Origin of the sequence: Pseudomonas cerasi, assembly GCF_900074915.1 — a bacterium.
Lineage (GTDB): Bacteria > Pseudomonadota > Gammaproteobacteria > Pseudomonadales > Pseudomonadaceae > Aquipseudomonas > Aquipseudomonas cerasi.
On the sequence record NZ_LT222319.1, the window covers coordinates 2,954,931 to 2,972,653 of the forward strand.

Sequence of the window (17,723 nt, forward strand, 5' to 3'; positions counted from 1 at the left end):
CGACGTCACCGAGCATTTCAGTGAAAAACGCTGTGTGGCTTGCCTCATCATTGGCCAGGCGTACTTGCGCGACGTAGTTGCGATACGGCACTGGCGTTTTCAAGTCATAGCGGTGGCCGAACAGCAACGCTTGCATCTCGCGGCTGACGATCTCCATCGCCGTGTTATCCAGCACCAAGTGGTGAAAGAGCAGAATGGCGACGGTTTCGCCGCTCGACGATTGCTGGGCATGCACCAGACGCATCAAGGGGGCCTGGGTCAGATCCAGTCGATGATGACGAGCGTCGAACTGGCATTGCAGACGGTCGATGACAGCCGTTTCGGGGTCTTCGGCCTCGAACTCGATGGCTTGTACCGTCAGCTCGGCATTGCGCCAGACCACCTGTTGCGGGCTTTCCAGGCCTTGCCATACCACTGAGGTGCGCAGGATATCGTGGCGGTCGATAACCTCCTGCAAGGCCGCGGCCCAACTGTACAGGCGCTCCGGCGTGTCGAACGCCAGGCGCCATTGCAGCAGATAGGTATCGCCGTGCTCTGCGATCAGGTGGTGATAGAGAATGCCTTCCTGCAGCGGTGCCAGCGGGTAGATATCCTGCACATTGGCAGCACCGCCCGGTACGCTGGCGACGATGCGGTCAATGGCTGACTGTTCGAGCGCCACCAGACTCAACATGCCCGGAGTGATCTGCTTGCAGCCTGCCGGAATAAGGTTTGCCGGCACTTTGAAGGTGTTGACGTCCGTCTGAGATGCCGCCAGAGCGGCCAGTGTCGGCTGGCTGAGCAGCACATGCACATCCGCCTTGAGTCCGGCCTTGCGCAGTTGCTCTACCAGACTGACGGCCAGCAGTGAATGGCCGCCCAGTTCGAAAAAGTTGTCGTGCCGCCCTACGCGCTCGATGCCCAGCACTTGTGCCCAGATGGCCGCCATGGCGATTTCCACTTCGCCCTGTGGTGCTTCATAAGCGTTGCCGAGCAGGTACGCCGGGTCGGGATCGGGCAGCGCACGACGGTCAAGTTTGCCGTTGGCCGTCAATGGCAGCGACGCCAGCCGGGTAAAGGCGCGCGGCACCATGTAGCCCGGCAGACGTACGCGCATTGCCGCTGACAGCGTGTCGGTGTCGACCGTGGCGGTTTCGGTGAACCAGGCAAGCAGATGGAGATCGCGAACCAGCACGACTGCGTCTTTCACACCGTCCAGACTGGCCAGCACCGACTCGATTTCGCCCAGCTCGATGCGCATGCCTCGAATCTTCACCTGGTCGTCGTTACGGCCCAGGTAATCCAGAGTCCCGTCGCCGTTCCAGCGTACAAGATCGCCACTACGGTACATGCGTGCCTGCGCGACATCGCTGAACGGGTCGGCAACAAAGCGCTCGTCGGTGAGTTGCGGCTGGTTCAGATAGCCCCGCGCAACACCCTCACCGCCAATGTAAAGCTCACCGGGTACTCCGACGGGCATCGCTTGCAAGTGCTTGTCGAGTACGTAAACACGGGTGTTGGCGATGGGGCCGCCAATGTGCAGCGCGCCATTGGCCTGCACCTGACCGGAGGTGGCGACAACGGTGGTTTCGGTCGGACCATAGTTGTTGACCACGGCATAACGGCGGTTGTGAGTGAACTGGCGCAGACGATCGCCGCCGATCAGCAGCGTACGCAAGGTCGGATGGTCCTGATTCTGGCTGAAGGCGTACTCGGCCACCGGGGTGGGAAGAAAGCTCACGTCCAGCGGTTGCGCGCGCCACCAGTCGAGCATGGCTTCAATGTCCTCACCACCGTCCTGGACCGGCGCCAGATGCAGGGTTGCACCAGCACACAGGGTCGGCCAGACCTCCCAGGCCATCGCGTCAAAACCGAAGCCGGCCAGGCAAGAAGTATGACTGCCCGCCTTCACATCGAAAGCCTGACAGTGCCAGTCAACCAGATTGGCCAGGGTTCGATGCTCTACCATCACGCCTTTGGGCTGGCCTGTGGAGCCGGATGTGTAAATGACGTAGATCAGATTGTCGCTGCCCAGCCCCGCTACCTGCGGATTATTCTCGGCACCCTGGCCGCCGGTGCAATGGTCCAGCTCAATCAGCGGCATTGCCAGCGGCGGCAGACGCTCGATCAGCGAAGACAGGGTCAGCACCACCACCGGCGCGCTGTCACTGAGCAGATAATGCAGGCGTTCACGCGGGTGCGACGGGTCGATGGGCACATAAGCCGCCCCCGCCTTGAGGATGGCCAAAAGCCCTACCAGGGTTTCCAGGCCACGGCGCGAAACGATTGCCACGCGATCGTCAGGGCGTACGCCCTGGTAGATCAGACGCTGAGCCAGGGCATTGGCCTGCCGGTTGAGTTGCGCGTAGGTCAGGTGTTACCCCTGGAATATCGCCGCCACGGCATAGGGGCGAGTACGGGCCTGCTGTTCGATGCGTCGATGAATCAGTTGCTCGTCGCCCACAGCCGTTTCAGTCTGATTCCAGGTCTGCAGTTGCAATTGCTCGGCAGGTGCAGACAGGTGGAAGTCCTGAATCTTCAGAGCCGGGTTTTCCAGCCCCTGTTCCAGAACGTGCAGCAAGCGTCCGGCAATCGCCGAGGCCTCGTCGTCATCGATCCAGGCACGGTGGTGAACCAGGTGCAGCGAGGCACCGTCGTTGCAACTGTTGCTGCGCAAGTGGATGGCCAGCGGCGTCGCCTCGTAACCATTGGACACTTTTACCGTCCGCGCCTGCGCATCGGTGTAGCAGTAACCGTGGTCCTCCAGCTCGTAGGACACCGAAACTTCGAACAGTTGCGCCCGTCCCTCACGCGACAATTCGAGGCTGCGATTGAGCTCGCTCAAGGGGAAGCGCTGATGACGGAAGTCACGTTTCAGTGCGTCACGCACCTCGACCACCAAGGCAGCGAAGTCCAGCCCGTCGTCGAAAGCCATGCGCACGGCACTGACCTGAGCGAAGTGACCCAGCGTCGCCTTGAAGCGCGCGCCGCTGCGGTTGAGCAGCGGCAGCCCGACAATCCACTCGTCGCGTTGCGCAGTGCGCGTGAAATAGACATGCAGAACCGCCAGCAGTACATGAAACGCAGAGGCGTTGTGGTGCTCGGCAAATTGTTTCATGCGCGCATGTAAGGTGCCGGGAAGCGGCTGCACCCAGGCATGGGACGGCGCCGGGTCAGTCGCCCGGCGGTTGTGATAGCGCGACACCAGCAACGGCTCCGGCAAATCGCGGTATTTCTCCAGCCAATAGGCCCTGTCCAGCGAATAGCGTTCTGATGCCTGATACCGGGCATCGTCTGCAATGAAGTCGCTGTACCCCGGTGCAACCAGTTCGAGGTCTTTACCTGCCATCAATGCGCTGTAAAGCTCGCCCAGGGACTTGAACAACTGTGCGAAACCCCAGCCATCGAGAATCAGGTGGTGGGCCTGGCCTGCCAGCCAGTGGCGATCATCCGCCAGACGGATGAGGCAAAAGTCGAGTAGCGGGCTGCCGTCGAGCACGTACGGGCGGCGCATGCTGTCGTTGATCAGTGCTCGCGCTGCCTGCTCCGGCTCGGGGTGGCTGCCGAGGTCGTAAAATGGCAGTGACACCGGCATGGAGGCCGCATAAGTCTGAAGCGGCACGCCATCCGCTCCGGCACCCGGCATCAGCACCGTGCGCAGCGCCTCATGTGCACCAACCAGTTGCTCCAGCGCCTTGTGCAGGGTTGTCGGGTCAACCGCTCCGGACAGTTGCAGATAGCCGCCAATGTTATAAAGCGGAGAGTCACCGCGGCTGATCTGATCAAGCCAGACGTCGCGCTGAGCAGCGGTCAATGGGAATGTTGCGGCGCTGGAGGCGAGCATGACTCAAGGTCCTTCTTGGCAGGTAGGCAGCGGATTAAGCACTGCCGTCCCAGCTGTGTATGGCCCCTTAAACCCGGACAGTGCCGTACGGCCAAATGCCAGCGCAGATACACTTTCGGCGGATTGCAATCCTGTCCCTGTTTTTTGTTACAGACGCAGGATGAAAGCTTAGGCTGAATACCCAAAGACCAAGTGCCATCATCAGGCTTATCAGTAAGTGCAATCAGTAGTTGCCGCGCAGCAGTCGACATGGTCCGTCTTTGCGCGGTCGGAATCAGGAAAGCTCAAGATGAACACGGCGCAACATTTCGAGTACAACGACGACCCACGCTTTTATCTGCAACTGGCCAAGCTGGTATCCAGTACAGGCGACGACACTTTTGCCGGGCACATGCTGCAATTGGTGGATTCGCTGGTGCCCATTCACGGGCTTGGCCTCAGTGAATGGACGCTGGACCTGCGCGAGAGCAGTATCAGTCGTATCAATCTGCTGGGCAGCGCGGGCCTGCAGCATGATCCTCCCCACAGCGAGGACACCGGCCATCCTCTGCTCTCGAGCATTCTGAACATGCAGGACCCGCTGCTTGTCCAGCTCAGGACCCCGCTGAGCGCGCAACACCCTCAGCACAACACCCACCAGTGCAATCTGGTGTCCAGCCACGGTGAACGTCGACTGATCATCTGCTTTTATCGGCTGACCGCGCTGCGGGCGTTTTCCCTGACTGAGCTGTCCTTGCTCAAGAGTCTCTCCGACACGCTGCTGCCACTGGTCGAGCATCACGCACAGAGTCTTGCTCAGTCCAGCAGCAACGCCGCGCGGCTCGAGCCGGAACCTGGTTCGCTGGATCAGGCCTTCAGTGGCAGGCTGGCACAGGACTCGGTCACACTTTCAGCACGCGAGCAGGAAGTCTGCCTGGGCTTGCTGACCGGCGGCACCGTGGCTGAAATGGCACAGCGCCTCAAGGTCAAGAACAGTTCGGTGGAGACCTACCTCAAGCGCGCTACCGCCAAACTGGGCGTCAGCGGACGACATGGTCTGGCACGCTGGATGGCGGGTGATTGAAGCTCGCATGTTCTGGTGCCTGACCGGCAGCGATACGCCCCACGAAAAAAGGGCCATTAGAGGCCCTTCTCGCGCATACGCCTCTGCCTTCAATCAATCCGAAAGGCAATCACGCTGTCGCCCAATGTCGTACCGAGCGATCCGTGACCGCCGGCAGCAATGACCACGTACTGCTTGCCGTCGTTGCCGGTATACGTCGAAGGAATGGATTGTCCGCCTGCGGGCAACTCATGCTCCCAGAGCACTTCGCCATTATTGACGTCATAGGCGCGGAAAAAGTTATCCGCCGTTGCACCGTGAAAGGCCAATCCGCCTGCTGTCACCATCGGACCGCCATGGGCGACCATGCCCATTGGAAAGCCAACCGGGAAACGCTCCTGCATGAAGCTGGTCTTGAGGTTTTTGGTCGTGCCGACCCGGCGCATCCATTGGGTCTTGCCGGTTGTGAGATCGACCCCGGCCATGGTTCCCCACGGTGGCGCTGTGCACGGGATGCCAAGGCTCGAGGCGAATCTGGAAATACGGATGGCATAGTCACCGTCGAAGTTCTCGTTCCAGTAGGGTTTGCCTTCCTGAGTGAACAGACGTTTTTCCTGGGCCTGCTCGGGGCGCTTGATTAGGTTGTAGACATACGCCAGACGCACCGGTGCGGCGATCAGCACTTGGCGGTCAGGATCGACGGCCACCGAGCCCCAGTTGAACACGCCTATGTTGCCGGGATGGATCAATGATCCCGACTCGGTGGCCGGTGTCCACGGATTGCCGTCATAACGAAGTGTGTTGTAGGCGATCCGGCAAGCCATCTGGTCAAAAGGCGTAACCCCCCACATGGACTTCTCGGTCAGTACGGGAGGAATGAAGTTAAGTCGCGAGACCGGCTGGGTGGGTGCAAAGCGCTCGCCGTCGACACCACCCTCGGTGCGCACACTGACCTGATCGACAGGCACGATCGGCTCGCCAGTCAGTCGGTCAAGCACGAAAATATTGCCGACTTTGGTCGGCAATACCACCGCGGGCTGGCGGTTGCCGTCCTTTCCCAGGTCCAGCAGTGAGGGCTGTGATGGGTTATCGCGATCCCAGAGGTCGTTGTTCGAAGTCTGGAATCTCCAGCGCAGCGCACCGGTTTTCAGGTCAAGAGCCACCAGCGCATCGCGAAACTGCTCGGTATTGCTGTCAGGGTTACGCCGAGTGCCGGTTTCGTCGGGCGAAGCGTTGCCGAACGGGACGTACACCAGACCGTTTTTGACATCGGCGCTCAGGGTTGCCCAGGCGACCGGCGTGTCCTGCGGATAGCTCTGGTCAGCCGCTATGGGTTGGGTGTTTTTCGGATTTTGCGGATCGAAATTCCACACCAGCCTGCCAGTGATGACGTCGTAGGCGCGAATCACCCCGGACGGGTTGCCGTCGTTATAACCGTTATCCATGATCGAACTGCCGATCACGATCAGTTCGCCCGCAATCAGTGGCGCGGAGGTCTGCATGAGCGCGTGCGGGCGGACGGTGCCCATGTTGACGCTCAAGTCGATCACACCGCCGCTGCCGAAGTCGCTGCACAGGTTGCCGGTGTCGGCATCAAGCGCTACCAGTCTGGCGTCTGCGGTGGCGGTAATGATGCGTTTGGCGCATTGAGCAGGCTGTTGTGGCTGGCCAATCGGGCTGGAGGCCGCAGAATAGTAGCTGACGCCGCGGCAGGTCTGGTGCTGCTGCAGGTACGAGCGTTTTTTCTCGGGGGTGTATTTCCAGGCCAGTTGCCCGGTCTGCGGGTTCAGTGCATGCACTTCGTTATGAGGCGTGCACACGTACACCCGATCGTTGATCTTGAGCGGCGTGGCTTCAAAGGTGTACTCACCGGCGTCCTTGTCCTCGTCACGCAGGTCGCCGGTGTGGTATTCCCAGGCCACCGACAGCTTGCCGACGTTGTCCGGGGTGATCTGATCGAGGCTGGAGAAACGCTGGCCCGCGTTGCTTCCGCCATACGCGGCCCAATCACTGCCTGCCGAGTCGGCGCTGCGGGTGGTCGCCACGTTGTCGATCCTCCCCTGCTGCGGGTACGGATCGTGAAACATCAGCGCAATCACGATCAGCAGCATTGCGCCAAGCGTTCCGCCAAGCAACGGGTGAAAACGACGGTTATCGGTACTTGAGCGCGCCTGATAGAGCGGCCGCACTACCCAAGGCATGGCCAGCCAAAGGCCGATCAGTGCAAACAGATCGCCGCGAGGAATCCACTGCCATTTGTCGAGGCCGACTTCGTAGATGATCCAGATCAGAATCCCCCACATCATCACGGCATACAGGGTAAGCGCCGATTTTCTTTTCAGGAATACCAGGGTTGCTGTGGCCAGCAAACCCAGGGCAATCACCGAGTAGGCCGGTGAACCGCCAGCAGCCACCAATTGCGCGCCCATGAACAGCAGAATGAGGCTGAGTATCTCGATCACGATACCGGTCACTTTGAGAATCATCTTCCTTGCCCTTTATTGTTATTCAATCTTGCGCCGCGACACTTTCGACCACGGATTTCGTCCGTAGTGTCAGTTTTTGCGTGTCGCGTCATCCAGGGCAAGGATGGTGTGGGCGTTGGTGACGGTGGTTGCCAGGGTGTTGATCACGCCTGAACGCAAGGCGCCCAGCGTGGCGGCGGCCTTGGTGTTTTCGCTGGCAATGGCCACTACATCGGGGATACGAAACAATTCCTGCACGGTAAGGCCGATTACCCTGCCCTGTATGGCATTGACCGCAGGCTGGCCGTGAATGTCGATGAAGTCATAGCCCATCATGTCGCCCACCGTGCCGGACAGCCTGGCCTGAGCGATTTCCTGCGGAGAGAACCAGCCCATGCGCACCATGTTGCTGTTTTCGCTCATGTCACCAATGCCGATCAGCGCCATGTCGGCACGCCGTGCACGGTCAAGCGTCGAGCGCACAGTGTCGTTGCTGATCAGAATACTGCGCAACTCAGGGTTGGCGACCAGCGCCGGAGCGTACAGGCTTTCGCTTTCGCCACCGAACCGCAGCGCCAGACGGCGGCAAATGTGGTCGGGGTTCATGTACTCGCCCGCCTTGAGCGAGCCGCCAATAGCACAGACAAATGTGCAGTTGCGCGTCACCGGCAGGAACACGTTGTCCGCGACCGCACCCACATTGCGGCCCATGCCCACAGCGACGATCATGCCGTCACCAAGGGTCTTGTTGAGGTAGTTGGCAACCAGACTGGCGACCGCCGAGCGCTGAGTATCCGGGTCACTGTGGTCGACTGCAATCAACGCCCTGTCCAGCTGAAACCGTTCGACCAGCGCCAGTTCCAGCTCATTGTTCATCGCCGGGTGCTGCAGCACCCGTACTTCGACAATCCCTTCATCGCGTGCGCGTTTGAGCAGTCGGCTGACTTTTGCGCGCGACAGGTCAAAGCGTTTGGCGATGGCTTCCTGAGTGATGTTCTCAAGGTAATAGAGCATCGCGACTTCAGTCATCAGATCGATGTCGCTGGCCATGCGCTGGGTACTGTCACTCATGTGGACGGGCTTCCGTTTCGGCGTCAAAGGCACATTCTCCCTACTCCCGCCCTGTCCCGTCCACTGACTATTGATGCCCGTCACGCTCTATCGCGTTGATGCGCTCGACCTTGGCGCCGGAGCGCGCGGCTTCGAACTCCGACTCCAGGAACGATTTGACGATGCTTTTCGCCAGTTCCGCGCCGATCACCCGTGCACCGATGGAAAGAATTTGCGCATCGTTGCTCTTGCGCGCCCGCTCAGCCGAATAGGTGTCGTGGGCCTGGGCCGCACGAATGCCGAAGACCTTGTTGGCGGAGATGGCCATGCCTATTCCGGTCCCGCAGACCAGCACGCCAAGCCGCTGCTGCCCGGCATTAATGGCTGTGGCCACGGCCAGGGCGATGTCCGGGTAAAGCACCGGTGCCGTGGAATGAGTACCGAAATCGGTCACCGGATAACCCAGCGACTCGATATGGCGCTTCAACAATTCCTTGAGTTCATAACCCGCTTCATCACATCCGATAGCCACCGGGAAAGGTGTGTTCATGGCATCAGGCTCCGCTGCCGAGGTCTTATTATCTGACCAAATGTTCAATCGGTGAAATTCTGATCAGTCATTTCTGAAACATTAGCCTGGTTCTGTCAAGCAAGTTTTCCAACGAATCCTGAACAAAAGCTCAGAACTGCCGCAGGATTACCTTTAAGCGGACACTTGAAAACTTTTACAGGAAACAGATTGACTGATCAGAATTTCATTTGGTACACATATGCTCACTGAGCAACGCATCAGCACCTAATAAGAATTCACAGCACGAGGACACGCCAATGGCCAAGCCATTACTGCTCCAGGCTGAACACGTCACCAAGGCTTACGCTGGCATCCCCGCCCTGCGTGACGGGCGTCTCTCATTGCGAGCCGGAAGCGTGCACGCCCTGTGCGGCGGCAATGGCGCGGGCAAGTCCACTTTTCTGAGCATTCTGATGGGCATCACCCAACGTGATGCCGGGATCATCCTGCTCAACGGCGAGCCAGTGCAGTTCAGTCGCCCCGGCGATGCCCTGGCAGCCGGGATTGCGATGATCACCCAAGAGCTGGAACCCATCCCCTTCATGACCGTCGCCGAGAACATCTGGCTGGGCCGCGAGCCGCGTCGGGCCGGGTGCATTGTCGACAGCAAGGAACTGAACCGACGCACCCGTGCACTGCTGGACGAACTGGAATTCGACGTCGACGCCACCAGCCCCATGCATTTGCTGAGTGTGGCGCAGATACAACTGGTGGAAATCGCCAAGGCCTTCAGCCATGACTGTTCGGTAATGATCATGGACGAGCCCACTTCGGCCATCGGCGAGCGTGAGGCGCAAACACTGTTCAAGGCCATCCGTCGGCTTGCCGCCCGGGGCGCGGGCATCATCTATGTTTCCCACCGCCTCAGCGAACTGGCACAGATTGCCGACGATTACAGCATCTTTCGCGACGGCGCCTTTGTCGAAAGTGGACGCATGGCCGATATCGACCGGGCACACCTGGTGCGCGGCATCGTCGGCCAGGAATTGCAGCGTATAGATCACAAGGTCGGCCGCGAATGCGCGGTCGAATGCTGCCTGAAGGTCGAGGGCCTGAGCCGCAACGGCGAGTTCGAAGACATCAGCCTGCAGGTGCGTCACGGCGAAATTCTCGGTATTTACGGGCTGATGGGCTCGGGTCGCAGCGAGTTCCTCAACTGCCTGTACGGCCTGACCACCCCTGACGCCGGCAGCGTCACCCTGCAAGGCAAGCCAATGCCGGTCGGACTGCCCAAGGCGACCATTCGCGCGGGCGTCTCACTGGTTACCGAAGACCGCAAGGACAGCGGCCTGGTACTCAGTGGCAGCATCCTGTCCAACATCGCGCTGTCGGCTTACCGGCAGCTGTCGAACTGGTCGCTGATCGATGCCCGCAAGGAACACAAGTTGGCCGAAGACATGGTCAAGCGCCTGCAGATCAAGACGACGTCGCTGGATCTGCCCGTCGCGTCGATGAGCGGCGGCAACCAACAGAAGGTCGTCCTCGCCAAATGCCTGTCGACCGAACCGGTGTGCCTGCTCTGCGACGAGCCGACCCGGGGCATCGACGAAGGTGCCAAGCAGGAAATCTATCACCTGCTGGATCAGTTCGTACGCGCTGGCGGAGCCGCCATCGTGGTCTCTTCGGAAGCGCCGGAACTGCTGCGCCTGAGTGACCGAATCGCCGTGTTAAAGGGTGGCAGGCTGGTGACTATCAGCAGCGATGCCGATCTTTCCCAGGAAGTCCTGTTGAGTCTTGCCTCATGAATGCCAAAACCATCATTGCCCCAGCCTCCACGTCTCCACGCAGCCGCCTGCGCCTGTCTCTCGACCGTTTCGGGCTGCCGCTGGTGTTCATTCTGTTGTGCCTGGTACTGGCGTTTGCCAGCGAATATTTCATGACCTGGCGCAACTGGATGGACATCCTGCGCCAGACCTCGATCAACGGCATTCTCGCGGTCGGCATGACCTACGTGATCCTGACCAAGGGCATCGACCTTTCGGTCGGTTCGATTCTGGCGTTCGCTGGATTGTGCAGCGCCTTGGTCGCCACCCAGGGCTATGGTTTGCTGGCAGCAGTCAGTGCAGGCATGTTCGCCGGCGCCATGCTCGGCGTGGTCAATGGCTTCATGGTTGCCAATCTTTCGATTCCACCGTTTGTAGCCACCCTGGGCATGCTCAGTATCGCCCGCGGCATGACCTTCATCCTCAACGACGGCAGCCCGGTGACCGACCTGCCCGAAGAATACCTGGCGCTGGGTATCGGCCGCGTCGGCCCGATTGGTGTGCCGATCATTATCTTCGCGGTGGTCGCGCTGATTTTCTGGATGGTACTGCGCTACACCACCTACGGCCGTTACGTGTACGCCGTCGGCGGCAACGAAAAGAGCGCACGCACCTCCGGTATCGGCGTACGCAAGGTGATGTTTTCGGTGTACGTGGTTTCCGGGCTGCTCGCCGGACTGGCAGGCGTAGTGCTGTCCGCCAGAACCACCTCCGCCCTGCCCCAGGCTGGCATGTCCTACGAGCTGGACGCCATCGCAGCAGTGGTCATCGGCGGCACCAGTCTGTCCGGAGGCACCGGCAGCATCGTCGGCACGCTGTTCGGCGCACTGCTGATCGGCGTAATCAACAACGGCCTGAACCTGCTCGGCGTGTCCTCCTATTACCAGCAGGTCGCCAAGGGCCTGATCATCGTGTTTGCAGTGTTGATTGATGTGTGGCGCAAGAAAAAACGCTAAACCGGCATGAACGACTGACTACAACAATAACGAGGTTCTCATCATGAAATTCGGTACATCCCTGGCCGCGGTCGCGGCGTTCTCCCTGCTTGCCAGCAGTATCTCCATGGCCGCCGATGGCAAGACCTACAAGATCGGCGCGGCGGTGTATGGCCTCAAGGGCCAGTTCATGCAGAACTGGGTGCGTGAGCTCAAGGAGCATCCGGCGGTCAAGGATGGCACCGTGAAAATCACCGTGTTCGACGGTAACTACGATGCGCTGACCCAGAACAATCAAATAGAGACCATGATCACCCAGCATTACGATGCGATCATTTTCGTGCCCATCGACACCAAAGCCGGCGTCGGCACTGTGGCCAGGGCAATGGAAAACGACATTCCGGTCATCGCGTCGAACACCCGGGTTGCCGGCAACAAGGTGCCTTATGTCGGCAACGACGATGTCGAGGGTGGTCGGCTGCAGGCGCAGGCCATGGTCGACAAGCTCAAGGGCAAAGGCAATGTGGTGATCATCCAGGGACCGATTGGCCAATCGGCGCAAATTGATCGGGAAAAAGGCGAACTGGAGGTCCTGAGCAAACACCCGGACATGAAGATCATCGAGAAGAAGACCGCCAACTGGTCCCGGGCCGAAGCCCAGACCCTGACTGAAGACTGGCTCAACGCGCATCAGAACGGCGGCATTTCCGGGATCATTTCGCAAAACGACGACATGGCTCTCGGCGCCCTGCAAGCGGTGAAATCCCGCAATCTGAAGCCTGCCGATGTGCCGATCACCTCCATTGACGGCATGCATGACGCCATCCAGGCGGCGAAGAAAAACGAAATCACGACCTTCCTGCAAGACGCCCAGGCCCAGTCCCAGGGTGCCCTCGATGTCGCGCTTCGCACCCTGGCCGGGAAGGATTACAAGCCGCAGTCAGTGATCTGGGAGCGCTATGCCAAGGACGTCAAATGGGGCGATGGCACCGACAAGAACTACATCCTGCCGTGGGTGCCAGTCACCGATGCCAACGCCGACGCGCTGTACAAGCAGGTCAGCGGCGGCAAGTAACCGCTCTGAGATTCCCGCTTCTGCCCGAAGGGCGTGGGAGCGAACCGGGCGACGCTTCGTTTGTTCGCGAAGACGGTATTTCAAACGACGCATTTTCGGCGGTCATACCGGCCTCTTCGCGAACAAGTTCGCTCCCACGGCCTTCGGACAGAATCAAAAGCTAACGTGTTTGAATCTTCAAAAAAACAGCGCTACAGGAGTCATCTTCATGTCTGAATTCTGGAACAAGGCGTTCGATCTCAATGGCCGTTGTGCGGTCATCACCGGCGGAGCAGCCGGGATTGGCCTTGCCTGTGCCAGCCTGCTGGTCGCACGCGGCGCACGGGTCGCACTGCTGGACCGTGACCCGGCAGTGGCCGAGGTTGCCGCCGGCCTGGGCAGCGGGCACCTCGGTATTGCCGTCGACCTGCGCCGGATCGATCAGGTCAACAGCACCATCGACAGCGTCTTCGAGCATTTCAAACGTATCGATTATCTGGTCAACAGTGCCGGGGTCGCCCTGCTGGACAAGGCTGTCGACGTCAGCGAAGAGGCCTGGGACACGACGCTGGACATCAACCTCAAGGCCAGTTTCTTCGTCGCCCAGGCCTGTGCGCGACACATGCTCGGCCAAGGCAGCGGACGCATCGTCAACCTTGCCTCGCAGGCCGCGGTCATTGGCCTGGATAGGCACGTCGCCTACTGCGCGAGCAAGGCCGCAGTGGTCGGCATGACCAAAGTCCTGGCCATGGAGTGGGCGCCGCACATCAACGTCAACGCCATCTCGCCCACCATCGTCGAGACCGCGCTGGGCAAAAAAGCCTGGGCGGGCGAAGTCGGAGAACGGGCCAAAACGCAGATCCCGGCAGGCCGCTTCGCCCAGCCGGAGGAAATAGCCGGGCTGGCCCTGTACCTGCTCAGCGACGCCGCCAGCATGATCACCGGCGAAAACGTAGTGATCGACGGCGGCTACAGCATCCAGTAATTCATTTTCTGTCGTGAGGTTCATCGTCATGTCCACCGCCACCGAACGCACTGCCGAACAACTTTCACCGGTCATCCCGAAAACCATGCAGGCCGTGGTCTGCCACGGTCCGGAAGACTACCGGTTGGAAACCGTGGATGTGCCGACTCCCGGCCCCGACGAAATCCTGACCAAGGTCGAGCTGTGTGGCATCTGCATGGGCGACATCAAGACCTATCGCGGCGCACCCTCGTTCTGGGGCGATGCCGAGCAGCCTCGCTACGTCAAACCACCGATGATTCCCGGCCATGAATTCGTCTGTCGCGTGGTGGCGCTCGGCCCTGGTGCCGAAAAGCGTGGCGTGCAGATTGGCGACCGGGTGATCTCCGAACAGATCGTGCCGTGCTGGGGCTGCCGCTTCTGTAACCACGGACAGTACTGGATGTGCCAGAAGCACGACCTTTACGGCTTTCAGAACAACGTGCAGGGTGCCATGGCCCAGTACATGATTTTTACCAGGGAAGGCATCATTCACAAGGTGCCCGACTCGATCGCCCCGGACGAAGCCATTCTCATCGAACCTCTGGCCTGCTCGTTGCACGCAGCCGAACGGGCCGATGTCGACTTCGACGACATTGTAGTCGTCGCCGGTGCCGGCACACTGGGCCTCGGGATCATTGGCGCAGTACGCATGCGCAACCCGAAAAAGCTCATCGTTCTCGACATGAAGCCCGAGCGCGCTGCCCTCGCCCTGCGCATGGGCGCCGATGAGGTGTGGAACCCGGCCGAGGTCGACGTGCAGGCGAAAATCCGCGAGATAACCGACGGCTACGGCTGCGACATCTATATAGAGGCCACCGGACACCACAAGGCCGTCAATCAGGGCCTGGCGATGCTGCGCAAACTCGGACGCTTTGTCGAGTTCAGCGTATTCAACGATGAAGCCACGGTGGACTGGTCGATCATCGGTGACCGCAAGGAACTGGACGTACTCGGCTCTCACCTCGGCCCCTACATGTACCCGCGCGCCATTGATTTTATCGGCAACCGCAAGATCGACATGCGCGACGTCGTCACGCACAAATTTCCCCTGGCGGAGTTCAAGGAGGCGTTTGCCGTCATGGAGCGCGGCGATAAATCATTGAAGGTGGTTCTGGAACCCTGATCCGCCCGATCCTTATAAAAAGAACACAGGAAATCGCGTTATGAACCGAGTGATAAACGATCCGGACCAGGTGGTCGAGGACATGCTGCGCGGCATTCTGGTAGCGCACCCCGAACTGTCGCAAAGTGACGGTAATCCACGGGTCATCAGCAAAACCCGGCCTTCGGAGCAAGGGCGCGTCGGTATCGTTACCGGCGGCGGCTCGGGTCATGAACCGGCCTTTCTCGGCTATGTCGGTCCAGGGCTGGTAGATGCGGTAGCGGTCGGCGAGATTTTTTCCTCGCCTACTGCCAAGAGCTTTTTCGACGCCTTTCGCGCGGCCGATCACGGTGCAGGCATCGCCTGCCTGTACGGCAACTACGCGGGCGACAATATGAACGTGAAGCTGGCGATGAAAATGGCCGCCAGCAAAGACCTGCAAGTGCGCACCGTGGTGGCCAACGACGATGTGGCCTCGGCGCCGAAAGCCGATATCGCCAAGCGACGCGGAGTGGCCGGGGAAATTTTCATGTGGAAGGTCGGCGGCGCTGCGGCCGCGCACGGTTACGATCTGGACGGTGTGATCCGTGTCGCGCAAAAGGCCGTGGATCAATGCCGATCCATCGGTATCGGCCTGACGCCCTGCACCATCGCGGCGGTCGGCAAACCCAACTTTCAGATCCCAGACGGCAAAATGGAGCTGGGCATCGGTCACCATGGCGAACCGGGTATCGAAGTCATCGACATCGAGTCTGCGGCGGCCATGGCAGAACGCATGCTCGCGCCGATTCTGGCCGACCGGGATTTCAGCGTGGACGACAGCGTAGTCGTGCTGGTTTCAGGCCTCGGAGCAACACCGGTAATGGAACTCTACGTGTTCTACGCCGAAGTGGAGCGTCTGCTCAAGGCTCGGGGCTTGAAAATCCATCGTTGCTACGTGGGCAATTACTTCACGTCGCTGGAGATGATGGGGGTAACCCTGACGCTGCTTGGCCTGGACGCCGAACTGAAAACCCTGATCGACCACCCTTGCCGTTCCATCGGCATGACCCAGGCGGAGTGAACCATGAGCGAGCAATTCTCTACCCAACATGGCACTGCCATCGTTGCCGACCTGGTGAGCGTGATCGTCGCCAACCGCGAATACCTCAGCGAAGTGGATGGCGCGATCGGTGACGGCGACCATGGCATCAATATGGCCAAGGGCTTCGCCCACTGCGGCCGTACCATCGAAGACCGCCAATTGAGCCTCGCCGAGGCGCTGGATGAGCTGACCCTGAGCCTGATGGAAGGCATCGGCGGATCCATGGGCCCGCTGTATGGCAGCCTGTTTATCGGCATGGCCGATCAGGTACGCGGCTGCGAGGAGATCGATGCCGCGGCCTTCGCCAAACTGCTGCGTGGCGGCCTCACTTCACTGCAGGACATCACCGAAGCCGGCGTCGGCGATAAATGCCTGATGGATACACTGATTCCGGCCGTCGAAGCCTTTGAGCAGGCCCACGCCCGGGGTGAATCATTCAGTGCAGCGCTCGATGCAATGAAAAGCGCAGCATCACAAGGGCGCGATTCCACCCGCGATCTGATCGCGAAGATAGGCCGGGCGAGTCGCCTCGGCGAACGCTCGCTCGGCGTGCTGGATGCAGGCGCGGTGTCGTGCTGCCTGATACTGACGCAACTGGCGGATTCAGTGCAGCCGAGGCTGGTATGAGCGGCTATATGACAGTCCAGTGTAAATAGGCACCTTCATTCATGAAGCAGGTTCATGAGCTTATGCTGATAAAACGGGGTCTATCCATTGCTGGATGCTGCACTCGATGGCTTCGGCCTGAGTTACATCCCGCATGACCTTGTCGCCCAGCATATCGAAGCCGGACGCCTGATTCAGGTGCTGGAAGACTGGTCACCGACCTTTGCCGGCTTCCACCTCTACTACCCGAGCAGACGCCAGGCATCACCCGCGTTTGCCCTTTTGCTGGAGGCATTGCGCTACCGGTGATTGATTGCGGCCGTCATTCTGTTAAATCTCATTAACGACCAAATGACCTGACGGCGCTTGGCTGGCAGGCTGATGCGGCGGCTCAGGCGAAGGCGAACGGTCCTTCAAATCGACCTATCGGCACCCAGTGGGTAATAAGATCGGTGTCGGCCTTCCAGTGGTGCAGCAACAGCGCGGGAGGCTCGACATAGGAAGCGTCGGCAGCATCCGGGCGCAGTTGCAAGGCAATGGCCGTCGTCGTGCTCGGGGCCGTGCACATCAGCGTGCCGCCAAAGCGCAGCTGCATGAAACGATGAATATGACCGCAGACGATTCGCTCGACAGCCGGGTATCTGGAGACCACCTCGGCCAGCCGCTCGCCCCTTTCACAGCGATAGGCGTCGATGCAGTGAATGCCACTTGAAAACGGCGGCTGATGCATCATGATCAACGTCGGTTTGTCAGGCTCCAGCGCCAGTGTACGATCCAGCCATTGGGTGGCGGTATCGGTCATGTCGCCGTGGTGCTGGTCGGGCACGCTGATATCCAGCCCGATGATGCGCATCGGCGCGGAACCCGAGTCGACGAAGCTGCAGTTTTCCTCATTGATGAAGTAATCGTGCTCCGGGAAGGCACTACGCAGGTTCTGCCGATGATCATGGTTGCCCGGTATCATCAAAAGCCTCTGGCGCAGCGGCTGCAGGAGCTCTCGGGCCATTGCGTACTCCTCGGGTCGCCCCTCGTCCACCAGATCACCGCTGAACAGGATCAGATCAGGCGCCGGATCCAGGGCGTTTATCGTTTCGACGGCAGCCGCCAGCATTGCATTCGAATCGACAACGCCTTGATAGAGTAGCCCTCTGGGTCGTACATGCGTGTCAGAAATGTGCGCTATCAGCATTCCATTACCTCAATCGTGACCAGGTCGCTTATC

Annotated in this window: 12 protein-coding genes and 2 pseudogenes; 9 read left to right on the forward strand and 5 right to left on the reverse strand. The window is 60.0% G+C overall.

Features of this window, described 5'->3' with window-relative positions; genetic code table 11:
* Positions 1-28: 28 nt before the first annotated feature.
* Positions 29-3,823 (reverse strand): annotated as a pseudogene (locus tag PCPL58_RS32695) (non-ribosomal peptide synthetase); the annotation flags it as partial.
* A gap of 289 nt (positions 3,824-4,112) precedes the next feature.
* On the opposite strand from PCPL58_RS32695, the gene PCPL58_RS15670 reads away from it, so the two are divergent.
* Complete coding sequence (locus PCPL58_RS15670) at positions 4,113-4,886, forward strand: helix-turn-helix transcriptional regulator (RefSeq protein WP_003369600.1); 774 nt, start codon at positions 4,113-4,115, stop codon at positions 4,884-4,886.
* 89 nt (positions 4,887-4,975) lie between these two features.
* Here the strand turns inward: PCPL58_RS15670 and PCPL58_RS15675 are convergent, their stop codons facing one another.
* From PCPL58_RS15675 to rpiB, 3 genes are all read right to left on the reverse strand, one after another.
* Complete coding sequence (locus PCPL58_RS15675) at positions 4,976-7,351, reverse strand: glucose/quinate/shikimate family membrane-bound PQQ-dependent dehydrogenase (RefSeq protein WP_065349851.1); 2,376 nt, start codon at positions 7,349-7,351, stop codon at positions 4,976-4,978.
* A 69-nt stretch (positions 7,352-7,420) separates the two neighbouring features.
* Entirely contained in the window at positions 7,421-8,401 is a 981-nt protein-coding gene (locus PCPL58_RS15680; RefSeq protein WP_065349852.1) for a sugar-binding transcriptional regulator, read from the reverse strand.
* Positions 8,402-8,468: 67 nt separating this feature from the next.
* The gene (gene rpiB / locus PCPL58_RS15685) at positions 8,469-8,930 is read right to left on the reverse strand and encodes a ribose 5-phosphate isomerase B (protein ID WP_024659734.1); all 462 of its coding nucleotides are present in this window, start codon (positions 8,928-8,930) and stop codon (positions 8,469-8,471) included.
* A 278-nt stretch (positions 8,931-9,208) separates the two neighbouring features.
* Between rpiB and PCPL58_RS15690 the strand changes: the two genes are divergently transcribed.
* From PCPL58_RS15690 to PCPL58_RS15725, 8 genes and pseudogenes are all read left to right on the forward strand, one after another.
* The gene (locus PCPL58_RS15690) at positions 9,209-10,696 is read left to right on the forward strand and encodes a sugar ABC transporter ATP-binding protein (RefSeq protein WP_065349853.1); all 1,488 of its coding nucleotides are present in this window, start codon (positions 9,209-9,211) and stop codon (positions 10,694-10,696) included.
* A complete protein-coding gene (locus tag PCPL58_RS15695; protein ID WP_003369589.1) occupies positions 10,693-11,670 on the forward strand; it encodes an ABC transporter permease in 978 nt (325 codons plus the stop codon). Before PCPL58_RS15690 ends, PCPL58_RS15695 begins: the two co-directional genes overlap by 4 nt.
* 43 nt (positions 11,671-11,713) lie before the next feature.
* Positions 11,714-12,724 (forward strand): substrate-binding domain-containing protein, encoded by a 1,011-nt coding sequence (locus PCPL58_RS15700; RefSeq protein WP_065349854.1) that lies wholly within the window; start codon positions 11,714-11,716, stop codon positions 12,722-12,724.
* A gap of 208 nt (positions 12,725-12,932) precedes the next feature.
* Positions 12,933-13,688 carry an SDR family oxidoreductase gene (locus tag PCPL58_RS15705; RefSeq protein WP_003434013.1) on the forward strand — a complete coding sequence of 252 codons (756 nt, stop codon included), beginning with the start codon at positions 12,933-12,935 and terminating at the stop codon, positions 13,686-13,688.
* Positions 13,689-13,716: 28 nt separating this feature from the next.
* A complete protein-coding gene (locus tag PCPL58_RS15710; RefSeq protein ID WP_065349855.1) occupies positions 13,717-14,832 on the forward strand; it encodes an MDR/zinc-dependent alcohol dehydrogenase-like family protein in 1,116 nt (371 codons plus the stop codon).
* 40 nt (positions 14,833-14,872) lie between these two features.
* Positions 14,873-15,874 carry a dihydroxyacetone kinase subunit DhaK gene (locus tag PCPL58_RS15715; protein ID WP_010202455.1) on the forward strand — a complete coding sequence of 334 codons (1,002 nt, stop codon included), beginning with the start codon at positions 14,873-14,875 and terminating at the stop codon, positions 15,872-15,874.
* A gap of 3 nt (positions 15,875-15,877) precedes the next feature.
* Positions 15,878-16,522: a dihydroxyacetone kinase subunit DhaL gene (gene dhaL / locus PCPL58_RS15720; RefSeq protein WP_003369578.1), complete on the forward strand. Its 645-nt coding sequence runs from the start codon at positions 15,878-15,880 to the stop codon at positions 16,520-16,522.
* 72 nt (positions 16,523-16,594) lie between these two features.
* Positions 16,595-16,810: pseudogene (locus tag PCPL58_RS15725) on the forward strand (LysR substrate-binding domain-containing protein); the annotation flags it as partial.
* Positions 16,811-16,892: 82 nt separating this feature from the next.
* Here the strand turns inward: PCPL58_RS15725 and PCPL58_RS15730 are convergent.
* Complete coding sequence (locus PCPL58_RS15730; RefSeq protein ID WP_065349857.1) at positions 16,893-17,690, reverse strand: phosphodiesterase; 798 nt, start codon at positions 17,688-17,690, stop codon at positions 16,893-16,895.
* Positions 17,691-17,723 lie beyond the last annotated feature (33 nt).

Excerpts from the sequence above, each read along its gene's own strand:
- PCPL58_RS15710 (WP_065349855.1), top strand. The coding sequence starts at position 13,717 with ATGTCCACCGCCACCGAACGCACTGCCGAACAACTTTCACCGGTCATC.
- PCPL58_RS15705 (WP_003434013.1), top strand. The coding sequence starts at position 12,933 with ATGTCTGAATTCTGGAACAAGGCGTTCGATCTCAATGGCCGTTGTGCG.
- PCPL58_RS15695 (WP_003369589.1), top strand. The coding sequence starts at position 10,693 with ATGAATGCCAAAACCATCATTGCCCCAGCCTCCACGTCTCCACGCAGC.
- dhaL (WP_003369578.1), top strand. The coding sequence starts at position 15,878 with ATGAGCGAGCAATTCTCTACCCAACATGGCACTGCCATCGTTGCCGAC.
- PCPL58_RS15675 (WP_065349851.1), bottom strand. The coding sequence starts at position 7,351 with ATGATTCTCAAAGTGACCGGTATCGTGATCGAGATACTCAGCCTCATT.
- PCPL58_RS15730 (WP_065349857.1), bottom strand. The coding sequence starts at position 17,690 with ATGCTGATAGCGCACATTTCTGACACGCATGTACGACCCAGAGGGCTA.
- PCPL58_RS15715 (WP_010202455.1), top strand. The coding sequence starts at position 14,873 with ATGAACCGAGTGATAAACGATCCGGACCAGGTGGTCGAGGACATGCTG.
- PCPL58_RS15690 (WP_065349853.1), top strand. The coding sequence starts at position 9,209 with ATGGCCAAGCCATTACTGCTCCAGGCTGAACACGTCACCAAGGCTTAC.
- PCPL58_RS15680 (WP_065349852.1), bottom strand. The coding sequence starts at position 8,401 with ATGAGTGACAGTACCCAGCGCATGGCCAGCGACATCGATCTGATGACT.
- PCPL58_RS15700 (WP_065349854.1), top strand. The coding sequence starts at position 11,714 with ATGAAATTCGGTACATCCCTGGCCGCGGTCGCGGCGTTCTCCCTGCTT.
- rpiB (WP_024659734.1), bottom strand. The coding sequence starts at position 8,930 with ATGAACACACCTTTCCCGGTGGCTATCGGATGTGATGAAGCGGGTTAT.
- PCPL58_RS15670 (WP_003369600.1), top strand. The coding sequence starts at position 4,113 with ATGAACACGGCGCAACATTTCGAGTACAACGACGACCCACGCTTTTAT.